Raw genomic sequence first — 22,919 nt, 5'->3', positions numbered from 1 at the left:
AGAAGGAGCGAAGACATCCATGATTGAAATGGACGGCATTGTAGCCAAGATGAAAAATCAAAAGATCAATTACGATAGAGTCTTAAAGAAAATGATACAGCAATGGGAGCGCTCAGAGGAACGTCCTAAAATCTTATTGCACAGTTGTTGTGCGCCTTGTAGTACGTATGTGTTAGAGTTTTTGACACAGTATGCGGATGTGGCGATTTATTTTGCGAACCCGAATATTCATCCAAAGAAAGAATATGAACGCCGTGCGTATGTACAAGAAGCATTTATTAAAGATTTCAATGAACGTAATGGGACAAATGTCCGCTATATCGAAGCCCCTTATAAGCCGCATGAATTTATGAAGATGGCGAAAGAACGTGGTGTGACAGATGAACCAGAAGGTGGCTTACGTTGTACGGCATGTTTTGAAATGCGTTTGGATATGGTGGCAGAAGCGGCTGTCAAATATGGTTATGATTATTTCGGCAGCGCATTAACATTATCGCCAAAGAAAAACGCGCAGTTGATTAATGAAATAGGATCAGAAGTTCAAAAATTATATGATGTTAATTATTTACCGAGTGATTTCAAAAAGAATAAAGGCTATGAACGTTCTTTAGAAATGTGTCGAGACTATAATATTTATCGTCAATGTTATTGTGGCTGTGTTTTTGCGGCACAAGCACAAGGGATTGACTTTAAAGAAGTGAATAAAGCAGCCCAAGCTTTCTTTGATGAGCTTGAGCACAATGAAACTACACAATCATAAATCAATTAAGCTCCCGATGAGGCAGGCACTGATACAGTGAATCCTTTATCGGGAGCTTTTTATTTATTTGAGTTTGTGATTAATCTCATTGACTAAGCGTTTATTCTTAATATAGTTGATGATCCAAATCATACTGTAGATGAAGAGGAAGATGAGTGTAAATACCAAGATATTTAATAAATCGAGCGGGAACCATCCAGCTAACATCGCAAGCGGTAAGAATCCAACATAACAGAGTACTAAATGGACGAGTGTTGTTTTAAGCAAGCTCCAATCTGTTTTATAATAAATCATTTCAGCGAGTGTGAAGAGTACACCAATCAGTCCCCATATGATGACACATACGAACATGGTCATCACTTCAGAAAGATGTGTATGATAATACATTCCCATTGTTGAAACGGGTGATAAGGGTTCGTATTGACCTTGCGCAAAAATAAACGAGAAGATAAGAGACATTGTGATACCTATCGTTATGCCAACCATAAAACCGATACATAATTGTTTAATCATATGTTTCATTGGAATAACCTCGCTTTCAATTGTTTTAAATAACGTCGTGAGGAATAAGTTGCTTCACCATGTTTCATTTCGATATGAATCATACCGTTTTTACTTAAGCTTAAGTGCTTAATATTATGCATGTTAATGATTTCTGATTGTGAGATTCTGATGAAATCCTTTGGTAAGGATTGTTCTAGCTGATAAAAGCGCTGTTGAATGTGCAGACGATGCGAGGTTGTATAGGCGAAGAGTTTGCGCTGTTCTGAACGGATGTAGAGGAAATCTTCTATGGGGAAGCGGTATGTTTTATCATTTTCTTTGCCTGTTAAAGTTTGAATGGTTGATGTTTGTTGTGCAGCTTGTATAATCGCATCGACTGTTTTGGAATGTTCGTGTGCGTAGATATCAACATATTCTTCAGGATAAGTCGGATCAAAATAGGAATTGATTTTCATGAGCACTCGCTCCTCTCTTTAATTCTATTAAAGCAGAGCTTGATGATTATGAGAATAGTTTTGATACATGTGGTATCAAGGAGACGACAAGTGGTTAAAAAGCAAAAAAGAGAGAAGGTCTGGGGAAACCTTCTCTCCATTACAGTGATTTTAGAAATGAAGGGGAATCATTTCTAGTACTTGTAATAACAATATCAATTTTTAAGGAGTTTACTCATTGTTCAATACACTCAGGGGAAAGTGTATTGAGACTAACCATTTAGTATATTTCTATCAGAGTTCATCAATATGATTGGTTATCATTCTTATTACTTACTTTGCCTACAATTTTTAAGGAGTGGATTGAGCATGTATGACATGCAGACGTTGAATCCTCTGTCATCCAATCTATCTGTTTCATGAATGCTCAACTTTTGAATATACCTACGACTCATTTTTAGAGATAAGCTTGTGCATTCGATTCATATTATCGGGGCACATCATTCCTTACAGCCGCTTACGAAAGTTGGGAGTATACTAAGTAAATGGTTGGGGAGCCACTTACTTTAAAATGCAGCTGTTTTGAAATTTTGTTGTTAACTTGATGTATCAGGGGAAACACATCAAAGTTTAATATGATTCGAATATGTCAGCATCGAAATTAGGATGGGGTAATCCTGTCTTCGTTTTCGCTTATATGAGCAACTCACCTCCTGAAATATACTAAAATTGATACATGTTTCTTTAGGATGCGGGGAACATCTTTAAAGAAATATGCAGCAACATGACAGAAATCCTACCACGGTGTTCCTGCCAATGACATTTCTAGATTGTTGTTCTGAGATGTACTCGTTCACTGTAAAGCGTCGCATTATCGTAAAATAATGCCGCCAAATTAAAATATTAAATAGATAGCGTTGTTTAAAGCGCTCATCTATCTGTTGTTCGTGTCTCAGGGGTCTCATGAACAACATTATCGCTTGAAACAACTTTGTTATCTATTTCACATACTACAATAACATGAGTTGTGATTAAAATCACTATAAATGGTGCATAACTTTTTAGAGTTGTGACGTTATTGTGAAACTGTACAGTTTACTGTTGTACTATGTAAGCGCTGTACCACCACAGAATGATTGTATACAATACGGAATGTTGTGTTTCTTCCTATTAAAATAAGAAATGAGCGTCGTTTGTGTATATAGGACAAGGGTATAATAAATATAAAGTGCTGATTATTGTTTGAAAGGAAGGATACTTGTATGGCAATCAAAGTAAAACGCATTTATGATGACAAAGCAGAAGATGATGGTGTACGTGTATTAGTGGATCGAGTTTGGCCACGTGGTATTTCAAAAGAAAATGCGAATTTGGATGAATGGTTAAAAAATATCGGACCGACAAAAGAATTAAGAGAGTGGTTCAACCATGATGCAGATAAGTTCGAAGACTTTAAAAAGAAATATATCAAAGAACTTGAAAACAATGATGAACAAAACGAAGAACTCAAAACATTAGAAGGCATGGTTAAAGATGCACGTAAAGATGTGATTATTCTATTTGGCGCTAAAGATGAAAAACATAATCAAGCTGTTGTCTTACAATCTTATTTGAAAGATCAAGGATACAAGTAACGTTAAATTAACCAGTAATCATTGAATAAATATTGAAGCAATCCAGTAATGCATATAACGCTTTACTGGATTGTTTTTTATTTGCAATTAAAAATTTACTGTTCTAATACAGTGATTTTTGAATGTAACACTTAATCTAACAGAGTCACAACCTTGACACATGTTTATTAAAACGTTTTCATATTTTAGTGATTTATTTCACAAGTCAATGTATAATAGTATGTGAAAAGGTGAACAAACAATAAACCTAAAATACACATTATCCATGGAGGGATATCAATGATTGAACCAAAATCAAGAAAACAATCAGCATGGGCAGGATTTGAGACTGGCAAATGGACTTCAGAAGTGGATGTTAGAAACTTTATTCAATTGAACTACACAATGTACAATGGCGATTCATCATTCTTAGAATCACCAACACGTGCAACAAGTGATTTATGGAAACAAGTTATGGAATTATCTAAAGAAGAACGCGATCGTGGCGGCATGTGGGATATGGATACTAAAGTTGCATCAACAATCGTTTCACATGATGCAGGCTACTTAAACAAAGACACTGAACAAATCGTAGGTGTTCAAACTGAAAAACCATTCAAACGTTCAATGCAACCATTCGGTGGTATTCGTATGGCGAAAGCAGCTTGTGAAGCATACGGTTATGAATTAGATAAAGAAACTGAAAAAATCTTTACTGACATTCGTAAAACACATAACCAAGGTGTATTCGATGCTTACTCTAAAGAAATGTTAGCTTGCCGTAAAGCAGGTATCATCACAGGTTTACCAGATGCATACGGACGTGGACGTATTATCGGTGACTATCGTCGTGTAGCATTATATGGTGTGGACTACTTAATTGAAGAAAAAGTAAAAGACTTCAATAACATGTCTACTGAAATGGACGAAGCAACAATCCGTTTACGTGAAGAATTATCTGAACAACACCGTGCATTACATGAATTAAAAGCAATGGCTGAAATGTATGGTTATGACATCAGCAAACCAGCTACAAACTTCAAAGAAGCAGTTCAATGGTTATACTTTGCATACTTAGCAGCGATCAAAGAACAAAACGGTGCTGCAATGAGTTTAGGACGTACTTCTACATTCTTAGACATCTATGCAGAACGTGACTTACAAAATGGTGACATCACTGAACGTGAAGTACAAGAAATTGTGGATCACTTCATTATGAAATTACGTCTTGTAAAATTTGCAAGAACACCTGACTACAACGAATTATTCTCAGGAGACCCAACTTGGGTAACTGAATCAATCGGTGGTGTAGGTATTGACGGACGTCACATGGTTACTAAAAACTCATTCCGTTTCTTACACACATTAGATAACTTAGGACCAGCTCCAGAACCAAACTTAACAGTTTTATGGTCACAACGTTTACCAGAAAACTTCAAAACTTTCTGTGCTGAAATGAGTATCAAATCAAGTGCGATCCAATACGAAAACGATGACTTAATGCGTGAAAGCTATGGCGATGACTATGGTATCGCATGTTGTGTATCTGCAATGCGTATCGGTAAACAAATGCAATTCTTCGGTGCACGTGCTAACTTAGCGAAAACTTTACTTTATGCTATCAACGGCGGTAAAGATGAAAAATCAGGCAAACAAGTAGGTCCAGAATTCGTACCAGTAACTTCAGAAATCTTAGACTACGATGAAGTGTATGCGAAATTCGATCAAATGATGGAATGGTTAGCAGGCGTTTATATCAACTCTCTAAACATCATCCATTACATGCATGATAAATACAGCTACGAACGTATTGAAATGGCGTTACATGATACAGATGTTATGCGCACAATGGCAACAGGTATCGCAGGTTTATCAGTAGCTGCAGACTCATTATCAGCAATCAAATACGGTGAAGTTCGCGCTATCCGTAACGAAGATGGCTTAGCAGTAGATTTCGAAACAACTGGCGACTTCCCTAAATATGGTAACAATGATAAACGTGTAGACGATATCGCTGTAGAATTAGTAAAATCATTCATGAAAAAATTACGTAAACACAAAACTTACCGTGATTCAGAACACACAATGAGTGTCTTAACAATCACTTCAAACGTTGTTTATGGTAAGAAAACTGGTAATACACCAGATGGACGTAAAGAAGGCGAACCATTCGCACCAGGTGCTAACCCAATGCACGGCCGTGACGAACACGGTGCATTAGCATCATTATCATCAGTTGCGAAAATCCCTTACGAATATTGTAAAGATGGTATCTCTAATACATTCAGTATCGTACCTAAATCATTAGGTAAAACAGATATGGAACAAAACCATAACTTAGTTTCTGTATTAGATGGTTACGCAATGCAACATGGTCACCACTTAAATATCAACGTATTTAACAGAGACACATTATTAGACGCAATGGAACATCCTGAAGAGTATCCACAATTAACAATCCGTGTATCTGGATACGCAGTTAACTTCATTAAATTAACAAGAGAACAACAACTAGATGTTATCTCAAGAACATTCCACGAAAGAATGTAATTAAGGTAAAAGCCGCATTTATTGCGGCTTGATGCCTATTATGAATAAAAAGTATGCCGTATAAAAAATAAGAGTAATATGGATCATGAAACAAAAAGAAAGGACGATTATTATGGAAGGAAGAATTCACTCAGTAGAAAGTTTAGGGACAGTTGACGGCCCAGGCCTTCGCTATATTATATTTACGCAAGGATGTTTGTTAAGATGCCTGTACTGTCATAACCCTGACACTTGGGGTTTGACTGACGCATCCCGTAAAGCGACAGTTGACGAATTAGTGGATGAGATTCTTCCATATCGTCCTTACTTTACTGTCTCTGGCGGAGGTGTCACAATCAGCGGTGGCGAACCTTTGCTTCAAATGCCATTTGTAGAAGCATTATTTAAAGAGCTTAAAAAAGCAGATATTCACACATGCATTGATACTTCGGCAGGCTGTGTGAATGAAACAAAAGCATTTCTTTCCCATTTAGATAATTTGCTTGAGTATACTGACTTGATTTTGCTCGATTTAAAACATATTGATAATGAAAAACATATCGCATTAACAGGTAAACCTAATGAACATATTATTAAATTTGCGAAGATGTTGTCAGAACGAAAACAACCTGTTTGGATTCGCCATGTCCTTGTACCAGGTTATACTGATGATGAAGAAGATTTAATTAAACTCGGTGAATTTATTAACTCACTTGAGAATGTAGAACGCTTTGAAATCTTACCTTATCATCAACTTGGTGTGCATAAGTACGAAGCATTAGAACTTGAATATCCACTTGAAGGTGTAATCGAACCGACAACAGAAGAAGTTGTACGTGCATACGATTTAGTAAACTTTAAAGGTATCACTCCAGTTAGTGTATAAATATTAGAACTAAAAAAACAGACGCTTAGAATGAATTTTTCTATGTGTCTGTTTTTCAATATGCTTAGATTGACATGAGATGAAATTCTTTTTTAAGATAAAGTTGTTGTTCAAATCTAATGAATCAGTTTTTGAATTAAACGACTTAAAGTTAGGGAAGAGATAAATAAGTCGAGAGGATAAAACTTCACAACATTTCAAGGAGGGCATACTATGTTTGAAAAAATCTTAACATCATTAGGTGTAGGTGCATTAACAGTAGAAACACGTTTAGAAAAAGATGTGTTTGATGCTAATGAATTGATTAAAGGTAAAGTCGTATTAAAAGGCGGAGATGCGGATCAACAAATCTCTAAAATTAAATTATCTTTAATCGAACACAAAGAAAATGAAACAGAACACAGTGACTTTGATGAAATGGAAAATGTTTTACAAGTCTATGAAATTCATAGTGAACAAGTGGTTGAAGCGGCACAAACAGTGGAAAAACCATTTGAATTTCCACTAGAGAATTATGAATTCCAAAAAGATACAGATGCTTTGACGCTCAGAACTTATGTTTATATTGATAATGGTGCTGACGCAGAAGAAGACGCTGAAATTTCAATTCAATAAACTATAATTATTTGAAGTATATATATAGAAACACCACATCATTTCTATCGCAAAGGTTGAGGTTTGTGATAAAAGTGATGTGGTGTTTTTATGTTTGCTTTTGTATTTCAAATCATCTTGAAATACGAATGACCACTTTGCCAGTTGCGTGGCCTTGTTGAATGTATTCTAAAGCTTTATCTGTTTCTTCAAAATCAAAAGTTAAGTCTAACACAGGTTTGATTTTACCTGATTCAATCAATTGTCTGATTTTGTTGAGTTGTGAACGACTGTCACGTGTAAAGATAAAGTGATATGAAGCGTGATGTTGGCGTGCTGCACGATGAACTTTACGGGCCGCAAATTTTAATAAGAAACGTTTCCATAAAGAGAGTTTCAAATCTTTCGCGGTTTGCGCATCAGGAATGCCGCTGATAGAAACCACTTTACCTAAAGGTTTTAAAATCTTAAATGCTGAAAATAAGTTTTCGCCGCCTAACGTATCAAAAACACCATCATAGTTGGTTAAACTATCAGTAAAGTTTTGACGACGGTAATCGATGATGTTATCAGCACCGAGATCTTTGACAAGCTCACGATTTTTACTGCTGGTTGTTGTCGCAACGTAAGCGCCTAATACTTTCGCAAATTGAATCGCAAAAGAACCAACGCCCCCAGAGCCTGCTTGGATTAAAACTTTTTGATCTTTGGTTAAATGCATGACGTCATTTAAAGCTTGGTAAGAAGTTAAACCTGCCATAGGAATAGAAGCAGCTTCTTCATAACTTAAGTGATTTGGCATTGCCGCAATTTGGTTTTGCGTAGCCGTAATATATTCTGCGAAAGCACCTGCTTTTAAGCCATAGACATTGTCACCGACTTGGAATGCAGAAATATGCTTGCCGACTTCCACGATTTCCCCCGCAAAATCATGTCCCATAATATAAGGTGTTTTATAATTAAAGAAGAGGCGCATTTTACCGCCTTGCGCAATTTTAAAATCGACTGGATTGACACTTGCCGCATGTATTTTAATAAGCACTTGATTGTCTTTGATTTTAGGTCGTTTGATTTCTTTTAATTCTGCTTTGGCATGTTTGCCATATTTTTTATTGATGATTGCTCGCATTTTCACTTTTGCCATACCCTAAACACTTCCAATTTCTAATTTACTTTATTATACACCTACTTTCCCTAGAAATACGCAGTTTAATCTATGTTTCACAAGCTTGTGAAATTGTGTTATTTATATTCTTGGCGCAAATAATTGTTTTTGATTTTGACTCATTCTCTATTCATTTCATTCTCGTTTTGATGTATTCTCATGGTAAAATATAAGTAAGCAAGTGTCACAAAGCACAGATGAAAGAGAATACTTGAAGGAGTGACAGTATTATGAGAATGGTGGATTTAATCGATAAGAAAAGGGACGGCAAGGCATTAACGACTGAAGAAATTAATTGGATGGTCGAACACTATACGAATGGTGACATCCCAGATTATCAAATGTCGAGTCTTGCGATGGCAATTTATTTCCAAGATATGAATGATGAAGAGCGTGCTGCTTTAACCATGGCAATGGTACATTCAGGAGATATGATTGATTTATCCAAAATCGAAGGGATTAAAGTTGATAAACACTCTACAGGCGGCGTAGGAGATACGACGACATTAGTACTTGCGCCACTCGTTGCGGCAGTGGGTGTACCAGTTGCTAAGATGAGCGGACGTGGATTAGGACACACAGGCGGTACTATCGATAAATTAGAAGCGGTTGATGGCTTCCATGTAGAAATCTCAGAAGATGAGTTCATTCGTCTTGTAAATGAAGATAAATTAGCAGTAATTGGACAATCAGGTAACTTAACACCGGCCGATAAGAAGATTTATGCATTGCGTGATGTGACAGGTACAGTAAATTCTATCCCATTAATCGCATCTTCTATTATGAGTAAGAAGATTGCGGCGGGTGCCGATGCGATTGTTTTAGATGTTAAGACAGGTAACGGCGCATTCATGAAGACGTTAGATGATGCGAAAGCATTGGCACATGCGATGGTTAAAATCGGTAATGATGTCGGCAGACAAACTATGGCGATTATTTCTGATATGAGTCAACCACTCGGCAATGCGATTGGTAATGCGCTTGAATTAAAAGAAGCAATCGATACATTACGTGGTGAAGGACCAGAAGATCTAACTGAACTTGTAATGACGCTTGGTTCTCAAATGGTCGTGCTCGGCGGTAAAGCTGAAACATTAGATGAAGCACGTACGTTACTTCAAGAAGCCATTGACAGCGGTGCGGCTTTAGATAAATTCCGCACATTCTTAGGCAATCAAGGGGGTAATACAGAAGTAGTAGACCATCCTGAATTATTACCTCAAGCCAAATACCAAATTGACATTCCAGCCAAATCAAGCGGTGTTGTCACTGAGATTGTGGCGAACGAAATGGGTATTGCGTCTATGATGCTAGGTGCAGGACGCCAAACAAAAGAAGATGAAATAGATTTAGCTGTCGGCTTAGTTCTGCATAAAAAAGTCGGTGACAAAGTTGAAGAGGGCGAAAGCCTGATGACAGTTTACAGTAATACGGAATCCATTGATGATGTCAAAGCTAAAATCTATGATAATATTACGATTGCGCAAACAGGTGAAGCACCGACATTGATTCATACGGTGATTACTGAATAAATTTGAAATAAAGAAAGATAGGAGCGAATGAGTATGACAACTCCATTTAAACGTGTACATTTAATTGTGATGGACTCTGTAGGTATCGGAGAAGGGCCGGATGCGGCCGCATTCAACGATGAAGGCAGCCACACTTTAAAACATACATTAGAAGGATTTAAACAAAAATTACCGAATTTAGAACGTTTAGGATTAGGTAACATTGATCAATTACCAGTTGTTAATGAAGTCGAACATCCTGAAGCCTTTTATACAAAACTCAGCGAAGCTTCTGTTGGCAAAGATACAATGACAGGTCATTGGGAAATTATGGGCTTAAACATCATGCAGCCATTTAAAGTTTATCCTGAAGGTTTCCCAGATGAACTAGTTAAAGAAATTGAAGATATGACAGGACGTAAAATAGTCGCGAACCGACCAGCTTCTGGTACGCAGATTATTGATGAGTGGGGCGAACATCAAATGAAGACAGGTGATTTGATTGTCTATACTTCAGCTGACCCTGTACTTCAAATTGCGGCACACGAAGATATCATTCCTTTAGAAGAACTTTATGATATCTGCGAGAAGGTCCGTGAATTAACGAAAGATCCTAAATATTTAATTGGACGTATTATTGCACGTCCTTATGTGGGCGAACCAGGTAATTTCACACGTACGTCAAATCGCCATGATTATGCATTGAAACCATTTGGTCGTACTGTCATGAATGAATTAAAGGATAATGGTTACGATGTCATCGCAATTGGTAAAATCAATGATATATATGATGGTGAAGGTGTAACGAAAGCGGTACGTACAAAAAATAATATGGATGGTATGGATCAACTTGTTGAAGTTGTTAAACATGACTTTACTGGACTCAGTTTCTTAAACTTAGTTGATTTCGATGCGTTATATGGCCATCGTCGTGATAAAGATGGTTACGCGCAAGCAATCAAAGAATTTGATGAACGTTTACCAGAACTCTTTGAAAATCTGCAAGAAGATGATTTAGTCATTATTACTGCAGATCATGGTAATGATCCGATTGCGCCTGGTACAGACCATACGCGTGAATATATTCCAGTATTGTTCTATAGTCCTAAATTAAAAGATCAAGCACATGAACTTAGCGGTGATACAACGTTCAGTTCTATCGGTGCGACAATCGCAGATAACTTTAATGTACCAATGCCTGAATTTGGACGTAGCTATTTATCTGAATTAGGTGTTGAAACAGAATAACTGAATTTCCTAAGTAAGTTAGTGTAAATACAAAATAACGTTCTATCCAAGTAATCAGGATAGAACGTTATTTTTATGATGTATGTTGAATTATGATTACGAATTTGAAGTGCGTTTGTCACCAATATGGATTTTCTGATCACCATCTTTAATCCATCCTGCATTACGACACACTTTATAAAGCAAGTAGCTGACAATGGCAGGTAAAGCAATTTGGAAAACACCGATTAAAATCCAAGTGTGAAGTGAAGCACCCATGGTATTTATCGTCATAATCTGTCCAATAAAACCGCTCGTTCCCATACCAGCACCTGCCGCATTATTAGTCATTGGGAAGAGTGTCGTCATTATTGGAGCGACAATTGCGCTTGCGAGTGTCGGTGGAATAAGTATTGCGGGGTTCATTAAGATATTCGGTACTTGCAACATACTTGTACCGATACCGACTGAAATGATACCGCCGACGCCATTATCTTTATAGCTCGTTACCGCAAAACCGACCATTTGTGCACAACAACCGATTGTTGCGGCACCTGCGGCTAAACCAGATAAATCTAGCATTAAAGCTAAAGCAGCACTTGAAATCGGTGCTGTTAAAGCTAGACCAAAAATCACTGCGACTAAGATACCCATCACAAGCGGACGTTGATCAGTCGCAAGCATAATCATTTTACCAAGTGACACCATAAAGTCATTTAAGAATGGTCCAATAAATTTAGCCACTGCACCACCGACAATTAAAGTAAGTAATGGTGAGATAATAATGTCAATTTTCGTTTTAGCTGCATAAAAACGACTTAATTCAGTGGCGATTAAAGTGGCAACGAAGGCACCTACTGCACCGCCGCCAAACTTGTCATAGCCGAGAGAACCGACGATGATACAAGAAAAGACAACTAAAGGTTGTGCACCTAAACCATAGGCAATGGCACCACCGATTGCGGCACCTGTTAAGCCCATCGCGACTGTGCCGATTTCAGATAAAAAATGTAAATTTAAAACAGGAAACAAAGTTTGTTTACCGATAGTTTGTAAGATTAAACCGATAATAAGTGAACCGAATAGGCCTAAGGTCATATAACTTAGACCTTGAATAAACCAACGATGTAGAAGTTTTTTCATTTAGGATTTCACCCTCCAATTATTTGTCATTAGTATAGCATAAAAGCAACTGCAAAAAAGATTGTTATTTTGAATAACACGCTATTGTAAAAAGAAATAAACAAAAGTCATGTTCCTAAGAAGAGGGTTAATAAAAGCAAGTTATAATTATAAGATAAGTGGTATATATTATGTATGAGACATTTTAGAACGGGGGAAGAAATAATGGATAAGTTATGGCAACAAAATTTACCGATTTCAGGTATTAAAGATATTGTACCTGTCGCAGGCGGTGACGTGAATGATGCATATCGTATTGATACTGAAAATGATGAAACTTTCTTCTTATTAGTACAACCGAATACTTCTTATGACTTCTATGCGGCAGAAGCAGAAGGGTTGAAAGATTTTGAGTATGCGGAGGTTACTGCACCGCGTGTGATTGCGAATGGTGAAATTGATGGAGATGCTTATTTAGTATTAAGTTGGCTAGAAGAGGGACCACGAGGCAGCCAAGCAGAACTGGGTAAATTGGTCGCAAAATTGCATGATTTCCATAATCCAGACAAACGTTTTGGTTACGACCACCCTTATGAAGGCAGAGATATTTCTTTCAATAATGAATGGACAGATTCTTGGAAAGAAATCTTTGTGAATCGCAGATTGGATCATTTAAGAGAAGTGGTCGTTGAAAAAGGATTGTGGAACGTCGATCAATTGAATAAATTTGATAATGTACGTCAAGTGATTGTGAATGCATTAGACAATCACAAAAGTAAACCATCGCTATTACATGGTGATTTATGGGGCGGCAACTATATGTTCTTAGAAAATGGTGAACCTGCACTCTTTGATCCAGCTCCAATGTATGGCGATCGTGAATTCGATTTAGGAGCGACAACGACATTCGGTGGTTTCTCTGAAGAATTCTATGAAGCTTATGATAAAGCTTATCCTTTAGATGAAGGTGCGTATCAACGCATTGAATTCTATAAATTCTATTTATTATTAGTACACTTAGTGAAATTCGGTCCAATGTATGAAGGCAGTGTAGATGCTTCAATGGATAAAATTTTAAGTGATGCCAACTTCTAATTTGAATCATAGCGACTTACTGGTAAAGTAGGTCGCTTTTTACATAGCTTTTGTTCTGGTGGAATTTTACTCCTTTGTCCATTTCAAGCGTAAAAAATGTTAATTTATAAGTAAGTTTAAAAATGGGGTGAGAATAATGTCAACTAAGATTGAAGACCTAGAGTTAGAAGCATCTGAGTTAACAAGAACAACACATCAATTAGGAATTCCAGTGATGATTCTTTTCGAGGGTGTACCTGCAGCAGGGAAAACACGTTTATCTAATGAATTATTATTAACTTTGGATGCGAAATACTCGAGCTTTATTGCGACCGCATCACCGACACCAGAAAATTTACGTTACCAATTCTTACAAAAGTATTGGAACACATTACCAGGCAAAGGAGATATTAATATTTATTTCCGTAGCTGGTATGCGCACTATATTGATTACAAAGTAAATGGGATTAAGCATTTACAGTACAAAGATTATCATGTATTGCGTGATCAAATTGATGGTTTTGAAACGATGCTTGAAAACGACCAATACGAAATCATTAAATTTTATATTGAAATTGATGAACAAAAACGCCAAGAACATATTAGACAAACGAAAGAAAATCCTCTTACAAGATGGAAAGCACAAGAATACGAAAATGTTATTCCGGATGATATTTATCTTGAAGAAATGCGTGAAATTCTTCAAGATCCAACTCAAAAAGATTGGAAGATTATTGATTATACGGATGGAGAAGCGGCTACTATTTTAATGTATGAACACATTATCAAACGCCTTAAAAAAGCGATTAAAGCTTATCACGAACGTGTTCAAACACGTGATGGTTTATTTACTGAAGGGTATACAACAGATGTTTTCGATAATCCATTAGAAAAAGTCAGTAAATCAGAGTACAAAACACAAATAGAAAAACTTCAAGCACGTATGTTAGAAATTCAATTTGCGTTATATGAACGAAAAATTCCATTAATTTTAGTGTTTGAAGGTATGGATGCGGCAGGTAAAGGCGGTAATATTAAACGCATTCGTGAGAAACTTGATCCGACGGGTTATGAAGTCAATGCGATTAGTGCACCTACAGATGTTGAACTTGCACACCAATACTTATGGCGTTTTGCGCGAGATATGCCACGAACAGGACATATTGAACTTTTTGACCGCAGTTGGTATGGCCGTGTACTGGTAGAACGTGTAGAAGGTTTTGCGACAACGGATGAATGGCAACGTGCTTATCATGAAATTAATGACTTTGAAAAAATGTGGACAGATGAAGGAGCAATTCTGTTAAAATTCTTCTTAAGCTTAGATAAAGATGTTCAGTTAGAACGTTTTAAAGCTAGAGAAGAAAATCCGGATAAACAATGGAAGATTACGGATGAGGATTGGCGCAACCGTGAAAAGTGGGATTTATATTTAGAAGCCAGTGCGGATATGATTCAAAAAACCGATACTCATAATGCACCATGGTATGTTGTGCCAGCTGATCATAAGAAAACAGCGCGTATTGCGGTATTAAAACGTATTATTAAAACATGTGAAACTGCTTTGTGGGGCGTACACCACGATTAAAGACTGATATACTAGTGAGAAGTATAAAGTTAATTACGGGATATATTGTCAATGGATAGAAAAGAAACAATGGCAAGAAGGGGGAGAAGAAAATAATGGCGAGAAATTATTCTAGAACCTATTATTTTCATCATGTGGAACATCGCAAAATTCAACAAAGTTCTAAGAAAACACTGTGGTTATCTTTAATTATTACGTTATTCTTTACATTTGTTGAATTTATAGGAGGTATCGTGTCGAACTCACTGGCACTTTTATCAGACTCCTTCCACATGCTCAGTGACGTTTTAGCACTGGGGTTATCAATGGTCGCAATTTATTTATCAAGCAGGCAGCCGACTGACCGTTTTACTTATGGGTTTTTAAGGTTCGAAGTTATCGCTGCTTTCTTGAACGGACTGGCACTTGTAGTGATTTCACTGTGGATTTTTTATGAAGCTATTATGCGTATGATTTTCCCGAGAGAAATTGAAAGTGGACTAATGTTAGTGATTGCGGTAATTGGTTTAATCGTTAATATTGTATTAACGTGGTTACTGTATCATTCTTTAAAATCTGAAGAAAATATCAATATTCAAAGTGCATTATGGCATTTCTTTGGTGACTTATTAAATTCAGTGGGTGTCATCTTAGCAGTGATTTTAATTAAATTGACTGGTATTCAAATGATTGACCCGATTTTAAGTATTGTCATTTCAGCTGTGTTATTAAATGGCGGTTATAAAATCTTGAAAAATGCGTGGATGATTTTAATGGAATCTGTGCCAGAAGGTTTAGATGTCGATCAAATCATGGATGATATGAAAAAAGCAGAACATGTTTTAGATGTGCATGAATTCCATTTATGGAGTGTAACTTCTGATCAGTATTCATTATCTGCACATGTGGTATTAGATAGTAAAGATAGCCAGGATGCTTATCGCATCATCAACCAGTTAGAGCAATTATTAAAAACAAAGTATGGCTTGCATCATACAACGTTACAGATTGAACATCTAGATTTGAATCACTTAGATGAAAATTATTTTGAGCAATTTGAAGATGAAAAAGCATAAATATGTGTGATTCAATTCTCTTTTGGGTAATATAATAAGTAAGGTTATAAAATTCAACCGTTTGTTTAGTTGATATAAGATAAAACATAACTAAAGGAGGCTATATTATGGCTGAAGAGAAAAAAGGTTCAATCCAAGGACGCGTAGTAGACGAAACTAAAGAGCAAGCGAAAAAGCAAAAAGAAAAATTAGAAAAGAAAAACGAAGATAAATAATAAAAAACGGGCAGCCATTAAGGTTGCCCGTTTTTATATGATTAAAATTGTTTTGCGAATTGTTCTGCTTGTTGAATCGCATTTAGTTTAATTTCTTCTGCATTTTCTGGTTCTGCATTGTGACCTTCAATTGCGATTAAACTAATATCAGGTACACCCATGAATGCTAGGATAGTACGGATATAACGGTCGCCTAATTCAAAGTCAGCTGCTGGACCTTCGCTGTAGTAGCCGCCACGTGATTGGATATGCAATGCTGCTTTATCTGTTAATAAGCCTTGTGGACCTTCAGCAGTGTATTTGAATGTTTTACCAGCAACTGCGACTGCGTCGAAATAACGTTTAACTGCAGGAGGGAATGATAAGTTCCACATTGGTGTAACGAAAACATATTTATCTGCCGCTACGAATTGATCTACAAGTTCAGTTAAACGGTTAACTTTTTGTTGTTCTGAATCTGTTAATGTTTCGCCAGATTGTAATTTACCCCAACCTGAAAATACTTCAGCATCGATTTCAGGTACTTCATCTTTAAATAAGTCGATGTGAACGACTTCATCTTCAGGGTGTTCTGCTTTGTAAGTATCAATAAAAGCTTTTCCAACTGCCATTGAGTTAGAAACCATTTCATCTAATGGGTGTGCTGTGATATATAAAACTTGTGACATTAATAATCATCCTTTTTCATGTAATGTAAGATATATTTATTATACTAGGTACAATTACTATATGTAAAGGGTAAAGTTTTCACTTTTGGTGCATCTTAAAGAAATGAAATAAGTAGATTTAGTGAACAAGTAAGTTTAAAGTGGAGTGTGTTCTAGGGTTAGGTTTATAATATTTTTGAAATTCATACCTAGAGGTGAAGTGATGAAGAATTTAATCATCGGTACATTATTATTTTTGTTAGTAGTGGGTTCAGGTTTGTATACGATTAAAGCTGAAATGCAGAATGATGCGAAGGCAGCAGCAACACAAAAATATAAAGTCAAAGGTATAACAACAGAAAAACAATTAAAAGCATTCTTTAATGATCCGAAGAAAACAGAAGCACAAAAGTTAGGCGCATATGAGACAGCTGTCGAAAATAAAGTCATTCCTCGCAGTCCGCATTTTCAAAGTGCTGATGCAGCATATAAAGAATCTATGAAGTTGAAACACCATAAGCAACAATAAAATAAAATCATCATTTATAAAGTAAGTGACAGGCTTTATAAATGATGATTTTATGTTAAATGTAGAAAATTTTTGATTTCATCTAGTGAAGGAAGTTGTTCAGTATAATATTCAAGGTTTTGAAGTAAAGGTTGATTATCTGACCATTGTTGAATTTGACTTAAGAAAGTACCATTAAAAATTTGACCATAGAAATGTAGGAAGTTAGATAAATAATTGCCTTCTTGCCATACTTTGTAAGTTCCGATAAGTGCTAATATAAAAACGATTCCTTTAAATAAATTCCACATCGTCTTTCTCCTTGAAAATAGTTTGTTATCTAATTAATTGTATAACATTTTTATTGTGATTGCTAGTGAGCGCATTGCTCTATATGAATATTGAAAACCATGTTATAATGAATGAAATTCACAGCATGAGTCGAACTGAATTAGGAGGTTTACAATGGGTAAATGGAAATCACGGTTATTTACATTAGTGGGTGTCTTACTTATTTTAGCGGGCATCTTTATGGTGTTTAAACCACAAATCAACCACTTTATAGCTGGTAAAGAAAATGAAGCGAAAATAGAACAATACGATAAACAACAAGCCTCAAAAAAACAAGAGAAAAAAGAAGTGCCGCAAGTTCCTAAAGATAAATCACAATTGGTAGGGTATATTGATATACCAAGTGTGAATATTAAAGAAGCGGTTTATCCTGGTGAAGCAACACCTGAACAATTAAACAGAGGTGTCAGCTTAGCCGAAGAGGATGAATCATTAGATCAACAAAACATAGCGATTGCCGGTCATACAAATACATCAGGCAACTATCAATTTACAAATTTACACAAAGTAAAAAAAGGTGCAAAAGTCACTTTTAAGGTCGGCAAAGAAACACGTAAATATAAAATCACAAAGATTAAAGACGTAAAACCTACTGAAATTAGTGTGTTAGCTGAACAGAAAAAGAAAAAAGATCAATTAACATTAATTACATGTGATGATTATAATCCACAAACTGGCGAGTGGGAAACACGTAGTATTTATACTGCTGAAAGAGTTGCATAATAAGAAAGACCTGAGACAACGATAACAGTCTCAGGTCTATTTTTTATGTTTCTACTATTATGCTTCTAATTTCTGTGTGATTTGTTCGGCAGTATCTTCAGGTAAATTACTGTGATCAATTTCAAAACCTAAGTCTTGAATCATGCGATAATCCATTTCATTCGGCTGACCACCTGTAATTAAGTAATCACCTACAAAAATTGAGTTAGCTGCTAGTAATGCTAAAGGTTGGAGTGATTGTAAGTTGATTTCACGTCCGCCTGCAATTCTAATTTCTTTAGTTGGATTAACCAAACGGAATAAAGCAATGATTCGTAAACATTTCATAGGTGTAAGTTCGTCCATCTCTCCGAACTTTGTGCCTTGAATAGGATGTAAGAAATTAATAGGAATACTGTCTGCATCAATTTCTTTTAAGGCAAAGGCCATATCAATTCTATCTTGATCTGTTTCACCCATGCCGCAGATAACGCCAGAGCAAGGTGATATATGATGTGCTTTCATAATTTCTACAGTATTCACACGTTGTTCATAGGAATGGGTTGTGACCACAGTATCATGATAATTTTCACTTGTATTTAAGTTATGGTTGTAACGATCAACACCTGCATCTTTTAAACGTTGTGCTTGATCATCATTTGCGATGCCTAAACATGCACAAACTTTTAATTCAGGATGCGTTTGTTTGATTTGTTTCACTGATGAAGTGATATGGTCAACTTCTTTATCACTAGGACCACGACCGCTCATCACAATACAGTATGTACCTATTTGATGTTCAGCAGCAGCATTTGCGCCAGCCACAATGTCATTTTCAGGAATCAAAGCATAACGGTCTTTTCTTTTCATATCCCTTGATTGACCACAGTACCCACAATCTTCAGGACAGATACCACTCTTCGCATTTAAAATCATATTCAGTTTTACTTTCTTTCCATAATAATGTTTTCGAATAGCATAAGCCTCATCTAATAATGTCATCGTATCAATAGATTCATCTGTATATAAATTATAGGCTTCTTCTTTAGTGAGTGATTTACCGTTTAAAATATCTTGTGCAATTTGCATAATCGAGATCTCCTTTATAGTGAAATTCAATATGTAAACTTATTAATGATTTAAGTTTACATTTGTGCGGGAGGATATGCAAGTGAAGATTTTTATGTGAAAGGGATGTTTTACAATATTTAAATTGTTAAAGTTAGGACATTTAAATCAAAAAATACAAAAGAAATCATCTAAATGTGTCTAAATTGTGACAAATATTAAGGGGTTATTAAATTTGTAAACGCTTTATTATTGAGATTATTTTGGAAACTGTAGAGTAAATTAACTCTAATCAGAGTGATAATTTATAAAAACGAAATAAATTGAGTTCAATTGCATCGTGTGGATTCGACCAACTTACAGATGATTTTTCGTTAACATAATTATACATTTAATCAAAAAATTTCATGCAGTTAAGTTTTTGTTGTTGAAATGCGTTGTTCCATAAAATTTACGAAAAATAAATCAATAGTAATACAAAGTTGTTTGGAACTGTGATACTATCTATTTATACTAGTTTTTTGAAAACTTAGGTAAGTGGTAAACAATATACGTAACAATTGGACAAGGGAAATTTTTTAATTTTTGGAAAGGGGTTATATCTTAATATGAGAAATAATTCACATTCGCGAGGCTTTGACGCAAGGCGTCAAAATAAATATTCGATCCGTCGTTTCACTGTAGGAACAGCTTCTATTATCGTTGGAGCAACTTTATTGTTCGGAATTGGTAACGAAGCAAGAGCTGCAGAAGGAACAACTGATTCTACTGGTAACCAAACGTCAGGTAGTTCGACTAGTGATCCAGCATCACAACCAACAGAAGATGCTGCACCAACTCAAGAGACTGCACCGACACAAGAAACACAAACAAACACAACAGATCAATCAACTGACCAATCGGTTGACCAACCTGTTGAATCAACAACACCACAAACTGATACAAAAACTACAGATGCACCTACAACTGGTGAAACTGTAACACCAGAACAAAATACAACAACTACTAATGATACAAATACAACAACTGCGTCAGATGCTCCACAACAAGAAACTTCTTCCCAAACTGCATCTTCAACAGATACATCATCGACAACAAAAGATACATCATCACAATCAGCACCAGAGTCGGCTGATACAACAACTTCTACAACACAAGAAAAATCAACTTCTGATACATCATCACAATCATCAACTTCAGATAAAGTAGATGCACCTACAACTGCTGCACAAGAACCAAGCAGTACAACACAAGAAAAATCAGCAGATACATCAAGCACTTCAAATACGACTTCTGCTCAAACAGCTGAAGAACCTGTAACTACTCAAGGTTCTACTGACCAAACGGTTGATAAGTCAACAGTTGAACCAAGTGCTGAACAAAATACTGTCTCATCTACTGAACCGACTCAACAAGTCATTGCAGCTGCTGATTCAAATACAACTACAGATGCAGGTACTACTCAAGATACATCTTTACAATCAAGTGATTTAGCTGCACAAGCTGGTGTTACAAGTGCTGATTCACCTGAACTAGCAACATACAAATTATTGCAACAATCTTCTGATAATAAAGATGCAAACACAATTCAAACGACAGCTGAAACAACACCAATGTCACGTTCATTCAGTTTAATGTCAGCATCACCAACAACATTCACAACATTAGCAGCAGCAACAGGCACGAATGTAAATGATTTAGTTACTATTTCAAATCCTACAATCTCAACAGAACAGATTGACCCTAACCAAAGTGATAATTTCCGATTGAATGCAGATTATACTGTTAATGGAACAGTGCAAGGTGGAGACTATTTCACTGTACAAATGCCAACATATGCAAATATGGATGGGGAACTAGATTATACAAATACTAACAATCAATTCACAACTGAGTTATTATCACCATCAGGATATGTAGTTGCAAACGGTGTTTACGACACAACTACTAAAACTTTAACTTATACCTTTACTGACTGGGTTAATGATAAAGAAGATGTATCAGGGAGCTTTAGTTTAGCGCAGTTTGCGGATCGTAATACAGCGAAAGATTATGGAACATACCCATTAACTTATAACTTAGCTGGTGAAACATTTAATACACAAATCACATATGCATATGATTCACACGAACATGGGGTTTATCCGGCATACGTTGATTCAATGATTACAAATGTTGATGCGACAAATACAACTAACGATTTTACTGAAGTGGTTTATGTCAACCCAACTGATTTAAACTTAAGCAGTGCAGCTCTAGTTATGGCTCCAAAAGACGGTAACAGTAATGCGCTAATTGGCTTTGACTATACAACTTTCCATATTTATGAAGTTCCAGACCCAAGTCAATTACCTGATAGCTATGATTTTGAAGCTGCAGGTTACCAAGACTTAGCACAAAGTTTCCAAAATAACGGAAGTATTTATACAAATGCAAATGGTGATATGATTATTAATTTCGGTGCGATTGATAATCCGTATGTAGTAGTTATGGATTCACAATTCGATCCGACTTATAGTTCAAATTTAACAACTAGAGCGACTCTCTATGCAACAGATCAATCTGGTTACACAGCAAGCTATTTCTTTGATAACAGCTTTGTAATTGAAAATAGTTCAGGTACTGGAGACGGAACACTTGAAACTTATAGACTAGGTGACTATGTATGGGAAGATACTAACCAAAATGGTATTCAAGATAGTGGAGAAACACCAATTTCAAACGTGTTAGTTACTCTTAAAGATGCTAACGGTAACATTATCAATACAGCAGTAACAGACCGATATGGGAACTACTTATTCTCAGATTTAAATAACGGAGATTATACAGTAGAATTTAGTACACCAGAAGGCTATGTTCCGACTACACAAAATGCTGGAACAGATAGCACTGTAGACTCAAATGGTTTAGTTGTACCTGTAACAATTAATGGTGCGGATAACTTAACAATCGACTCTGGTTTCTATAAACCTGTAGCTGCGACATACAACTTAGGTGACTATGTATGGGAAGACAGCAACAAAGACGGCATCCAAAACTCTAACGAAGTAGGAATCGAAGGCGTAACTGTAACGTTAACAAAACCAGACGGCACGACTGAAACAACAGTAACAGGCGCTGACGGTAAATATGAATTCACTGGCCTAGAAAACGGTGAGTACACAGTTAACTTCTCAACGCCAGCAGGTTATGAAGCAACACTTGTAAATCAAGGCGATTTAACAGCGCTTGATTCAAACGGTACAACAACTACAGTTGTCATCAATAATGCTGATGATTACACAATCGACAGCGGTTTCTTCAAACCAGTTGTTGAACCAGAACCAGTTCCAGCGACATACAACTTAGGTGACTATGTATGGGAAG

General features: G+C 36.1%; 20 protein-coding genes. 13 read left to right on the top strand and 7 right to left on the bottom strand.

The features are described from left to right. The first annotated feature begins 19 nt into the window (after positions 1–19). Complete coding sequence (locus tag HMPREF3031_RS11725; RefSeq protein ID WP_002479859.1) at positions 20–760, top strand: epoxyqueuosine reductase QueH; 741 nt, start codon at positions 20–22, stop codon at positions 758–760. A gap of 63 nt (positions 761–823) precedes the next feature. Here the strand turns inward: HMPREF3031_RS11725 and HMPREF3031_RS11720 are convergent, their stop codons facing one another. Then, complete coding sequence (locus HMPREF3031_RS11720) at positions 824–1,282, bottom strand: DUF3021 domain-containing protein (RefSeq protein WP_057510022.1); 459 nt, start codon at positions 1,280–1,282, stop codon at positions 824–826. Next, entirely contained in the window at positions 1,279–1,719 is a 441-nt protein-coding gene (locus HMPREF3031_RS11715; protein ID WP_002479857.1) for a LytTR family DNA-binding domain-containing protein, read from the bottom strand. Before HMPREF3031_RS11715 ends, HMPREF3031_RS11720 begins: the two co-directional genes overlap by 4 nt. A 1,241-nt stretch (positions 1,720–2,960) precedes the next feature. Here HMPREF3031_RS11715 and HMPREF3031_RS11710 point away from each other — a divergent pair. From HMPREF3031_RS11710 to HMPREF3031_RS11695, 4 genes are all read left to right on the top strand, one after another. Next, complete coding sequence (locus tag HMPREF3031_RS11710) at positions 2,961–3,332, top strand: DUF488 domain-containing protein (protein ID WP_002479856.1); 372 nt, start codon at positions 2,961–2,963, stop codon at positions 3,330–3,332. A 279-nt stretch (positions 3,333–3,611) separates the two neighbouring features. Continuing rightward, positions 3,612–5,861 (top strand): formate C-acetyltransferase, encoded by a 2,250-nt coding sequence (gene pflB, locus HMPREF3031_RS11705; protein WP_002479855.1) that lies wholly within the window; start codon positions 3,612–3,614, stop codon positions 5,859–5,861. Between the two features lie 109 nt (positions 5,862–5,970). Beyond that, positions 5,971–6,726 carry a pyruvate formate-lyase-activating protein gene (gene pflA, locus HMPREF3031_RS11700; RefSeq protein ID WP_057510118.1) on the top strand — a complete coding sequence of 252 codons (756 nt, stop codon included), beginning with the start codon at positions 5,971–5,973 and terminating at the stop codon, positions 6,724–6,726. 213 nt (positions 6,727–6,939) lie between these two features. Beyond that, positions 6,940–7,341 carry a sporulation protein gene (locus HMPREF3031_RS11695; RefSeq protein WP_002479853.1) on the top strand — a complete coding sequence of 134 codons (402 nt, stop codon included), beginning with the start codon at positions 6,940–6,942 and terminating at the stop codon, positions 7,339–7,341. A 112-nt stretch (positions 7,342–7,453) separates the two neighbouring features. Here the strand turns inward: HMPREF3031_RS11695 and HMPREF3031_RS11690 are convergent, their stop codons facing one another. Then, the gene (locus tag HMPREF3031_RS11690) at positions 7,454–8,449 is read right to left on the bottom strand and encodes an NADP-dependent oxidoreductase (protein WP_031262648.1); all 996 of its coding nucleotides are present in this window, start codon (positions 8,447–8,449) and stop codon (positions 7,454–7,456) included. A 266-nt stretch (positions 8,450–8,715) separates the two neighbouring features. On the opposite strand from HMPREF3031_RS11690, the gene HMPREF3031_RS11685 reads away from it, so the two are divergent. Further along, entirely contained in the window at positions 8,716–10,017 is a 1,302-nt protein-coding gene (locus tag HMPREF3031_RS11685) for a pyrimidine-nucleoside phosphorylase (protein ID WP_002479851.1), read from the top strand. A 33-nt stretch (positions 10,018–10,050) separates the two neighbouring features. After that, positions 10,051–11,244, top strand: a complete 1,194-nt coding sequence (gene deoB, locus HMPREF3031_RS11680) for a phosphopentomutase (protein WP_002479850.1) — start codon at positions 10,051–10,053, stop codon at positions 11,242–11,244. Positions 11,245–11,340: 96 nt separating this feature from the next. Here the strand turns inward: deoB and HMPREF3031_RS11675 are convergent, their stop codons facing one another. After that, positions 11,341–12,366 carry a PTS sugar transporter subunit IIC gene (locus HMPREF3031_RS11675; RefSeq protein ID WP_002479849.1) on the bottom strand — a complete coding sequence of 342 codons (1,026 nt, stop codon included), beginning with the start codon at positions 12,364–12,366 and terminating at the stop codon, positions 11,341–11,343. A 204-nt stretch (positions 12,367–12,570) separates the two neighbouring features. Here HMPREF3031_RS11675 and HMPREF3031_RS11670 point away from each other — a divergent pair, with 204 nt between their 5' ends. From HMPREF3031_RS11670 to HMPREF3031_RS11660, 3 genes are all read left to right on the top strand, one after another. Further along, a complete protein-coding gene (locus tag HMPREF3031_RS11670) occupies positions 12,571–13,440 on the top strand; it encodes a fructosamine kinase family protein (protein ID WP_002479848.1) in 870 nt (289 codons plus the stop codon). A gap of 136 nt (positions 13,441–13,576) precedes the next feature. Continuing rightward, positions 13,577–15,007, top strand: a complete 1,431-nt coding sequence (locus HMPREF3031_RS11665) for a polyphosphate--AMP phosphotransferase (protein ID WP_002479847.1) — start codon at positions 13,577–13,579, stop codon at positions 15,005–15,007. A 95-nt stretch (positions 15,008–15,102) separates the two neighbouring features. After that, the gene (locus tag HMPREF3031_RS11660; RefSeq protein ID WP_002479846.1) at positions 15,103–16,062 is read left to right on the top strand and encodes a cation diffusion facilitator family transporter; all 960 of its coding nucleotides are present in this window, start codon (positions 15,103–15,105) and stop codon (positions 16,060–16,062) included. 256 nt (positions 16,063–16,318) lie between these two features. Here the strand turns inward: HMPREF3031_RS11660 and HMPREF3031_RS11655 are convergent, their stop codons facing one another. Beyond that, on the bottom strand, positions 16,319–16,945 hold the full coding sequence (locus tag HMPREF3031_RS11655) for an FMN-dependent NADH-azoreductase (RefSeq protein WP_002479844.1): 627 nt from the start codon (positions 16,943–16,945) through the stop codon (positions 16,319–16,321). Between the two features lie 202 nt (positions 16,946–17,147). On the opposite strand from HMPREF3031_RS11655, the gene HMPREF3031_RS11650 reads away from it, so the two are divergent. Next, positions 17,148–17,453 carry a hypothetical protein gene (locus HMPREF3031_RS11650; RefSeq protein ID WP_002479843.1) on the top strand — a complete coding sequence of 102 codons (306 nt, stop codon included), beginning with the start codon at positions 17,148–17,150 and terminating at the stop codon, positions 17,451–17,453. A gap of 50 nt (positions 17,454–17,503) precedes the next feature. On the opposite strand, the gene HMPREF3031_RS11645 is transcribed toward HMPREF3031_RS11650, so the two are convergent. After that, on the bottom strand, positions 17,504–17,743 hold the full coding sequence (locus tag HMPREF3031_RS11645; protein ID WP_002479842.1) for a hypothetical protein: 240 nt from the start codon (positions 17,741–17,743) through the stop codon (positions 17,504–17,506). Positions 17,744–17,897: 154 nt separating this feature from the next. Here HMPREF3031_RS11645 and srtA point away from each other — a divergent pair, with 154 nt between their 5' ends. Beyond that, positions 17,898–18,506 (top strand): class A sortase SrtA, encoded by a 609-nt coding sequence (srtA, locus tag HMPREF3031_RS11640; RefSeq protein WP_002479841.1) that lies wholly within the window; start codon positions 17,898–17,900, stop codon positions 18,504–18,506. A 57-nt stretch (positions 18,507–18,563) separates the two neighbouring features. Here srtA and bioB read toward each other — a convergent pair whose 3' ends face one another. Next, complete coding sequence (gene bioB, locus HMPREF3031_RS11635; protein WP_002479840.1) at positions 18,564–19,574, bottom strand: biotin synthase BioB; 1,011 nt, start codon at positions 19,572–19,574, stop codon at positions 18,564–18,566. A gap of 587 nt (positions 19,575–20,161) precedes the next feature. Here bioB and HMPREF3031_RS11630 point away from each other — a divergent pair. Continuing rightward, positions 20,162–22,919 (top strand): SdrD B-like domain-containing protein (locus HMPREF3031_RS11630; RefSeq protein WP_070724974.1); only part of this gene is annotated, 2,758 nt, incomplete at its 3' end.

This window comes from Staphylococcus sp. HMSC072B07, from assembly GCF_001815505.1.
GTDB lineage: Bacteria > Bacillota > Bacilli > Staphylococcales > Staphylococcaceae > Staphylococcus > Staphylococcus simulans.
This window is presented reverse-complemented; position numbering and strand designations above follow the sequence as displayed.

Bases quoted from the DNA above. Each gene is read 5' to 3' on its own strand.
- HMPREF3031_RS11725 (WP_002479859.1), top strand. From the start codon at position 20: ATGATTGAAATGGACGGCATTGTAGCCAAGATGAAAAATCAAAAGATC.
- HMPREF3031_RS11720 (WP_057510022.1), bottom strand. From the start codon at position 1,282: ATGAAACATATGATTAAACAATTATGTATCGGTTTTATGGTTGGCATA.
- HMPREF3031_RS11715 (WP_002479857.1), bottom strand. From the start codon at position 1,719: ATGAAAATCAATTCCTATTTTGATCCGACTTATCCTGAAGAATATGTT.
- HMPREF3031_RS11710 (WP_002479856.1), top strand. From the start codon at position 2,961: ATGGCAATCAAAGTAAAACGCATTTATGATGACAAAGCAGAAGATGAT.
- pflB (WP_002479855.1), top strand. From the start codon at position 3,612: ATGATTGAACCAAAATCAAGAAAACAATCAGCATGGGCAGGATTTGAG.
- HMPREF3031_RS11695 (WP_002479853.1), top strand. From the start codon at position 6,940: ATGTTTGAAAAAATCTTAACATCATTAGGTGTAGGTGCATTAACAGTA.
- HMPREF3031_RS11690 (WP_031262648.1), bottom strand. From the start codon at position 8,449: ATGCGAGCAATCATCAATAAAAAATATGGCAAACATGCCAAAGCAGAA.
- HMPREF3031_RS11685 (WP_002479851.1), top strand. From the start codon at position 8,716: ATGAGAATGGTGGATTTAATCGATAAGAAAAGGGACGGCAAGGCATTA.
- deoB (WP_002479850.1), top strand. From the start codon at position 10,051: ATGACAACTCCATTTAAACGTGTACATTTAATTGTGATGGACTCTGTA.
- HMPREF3031_RS11675 (WP_002479849.1), bottom strand. From the start codon at position 12,366: ATGAAAAAACTTCTACATCGTTGGTTTATTCAAGGTCTAAGTTATATG.
- HMPREF3031_RS11670 (WP_002479848.1), top strand. From the start codon at position 12,571: ATGGATAAGTTATGGCAACAAAATTTACCGATTTCAGGTATTAAAGAT.
- HMPREF3031_RS11665 (WP_002479847.1), top strand. From the start codon at position 13,577: ATGTCAACTAAGATTGAAGACCTAGAGTTAGAAGCATCTGAGTTAACA.
- HMPREF3031_RS11660 (WP_002479846.1), top strand. From the start codon at position 15,103: ATGGCGAGAAATTATTCTAGAACCTATTATTTTCATCATGTGGAACAT.
- HMPREF3031_RS11655 (WP_002479844.1), bottom strand. From the start codon at position 16,945: ATGTCACAAGTTTTATATATCACAGCACACCCATTAGATGAAATGGTT.
- HMPREF3031_RS11650 (WP_002479843.1), top strand. From the start codon at position 17,148: ATGAAGAATTTAATCATCGGTACATTATTATTTTTGTTAGTAGTGGGT.
- HMPREF3031_RS11645 (WP_002479842.1), bottom strand. From the start codon at position 17,743: ATGTGGAATTTATTTAAAGGAATCGTTTTTATATTAGCACTTATCGGA.
- srtA (WP_002479841.1), top strand. From the start codon at position 17,898: ATGGGTAAATGGAAATCACGGTTATTTACATTAGTGGGTGTCTTACTT.
- bioB (WP_002479840.1), bottom strand. From the start codon at position 19,574: ATGCAAATTGCACAAGATATTTTAAACGGTAAATCACTCACTAAAGAA.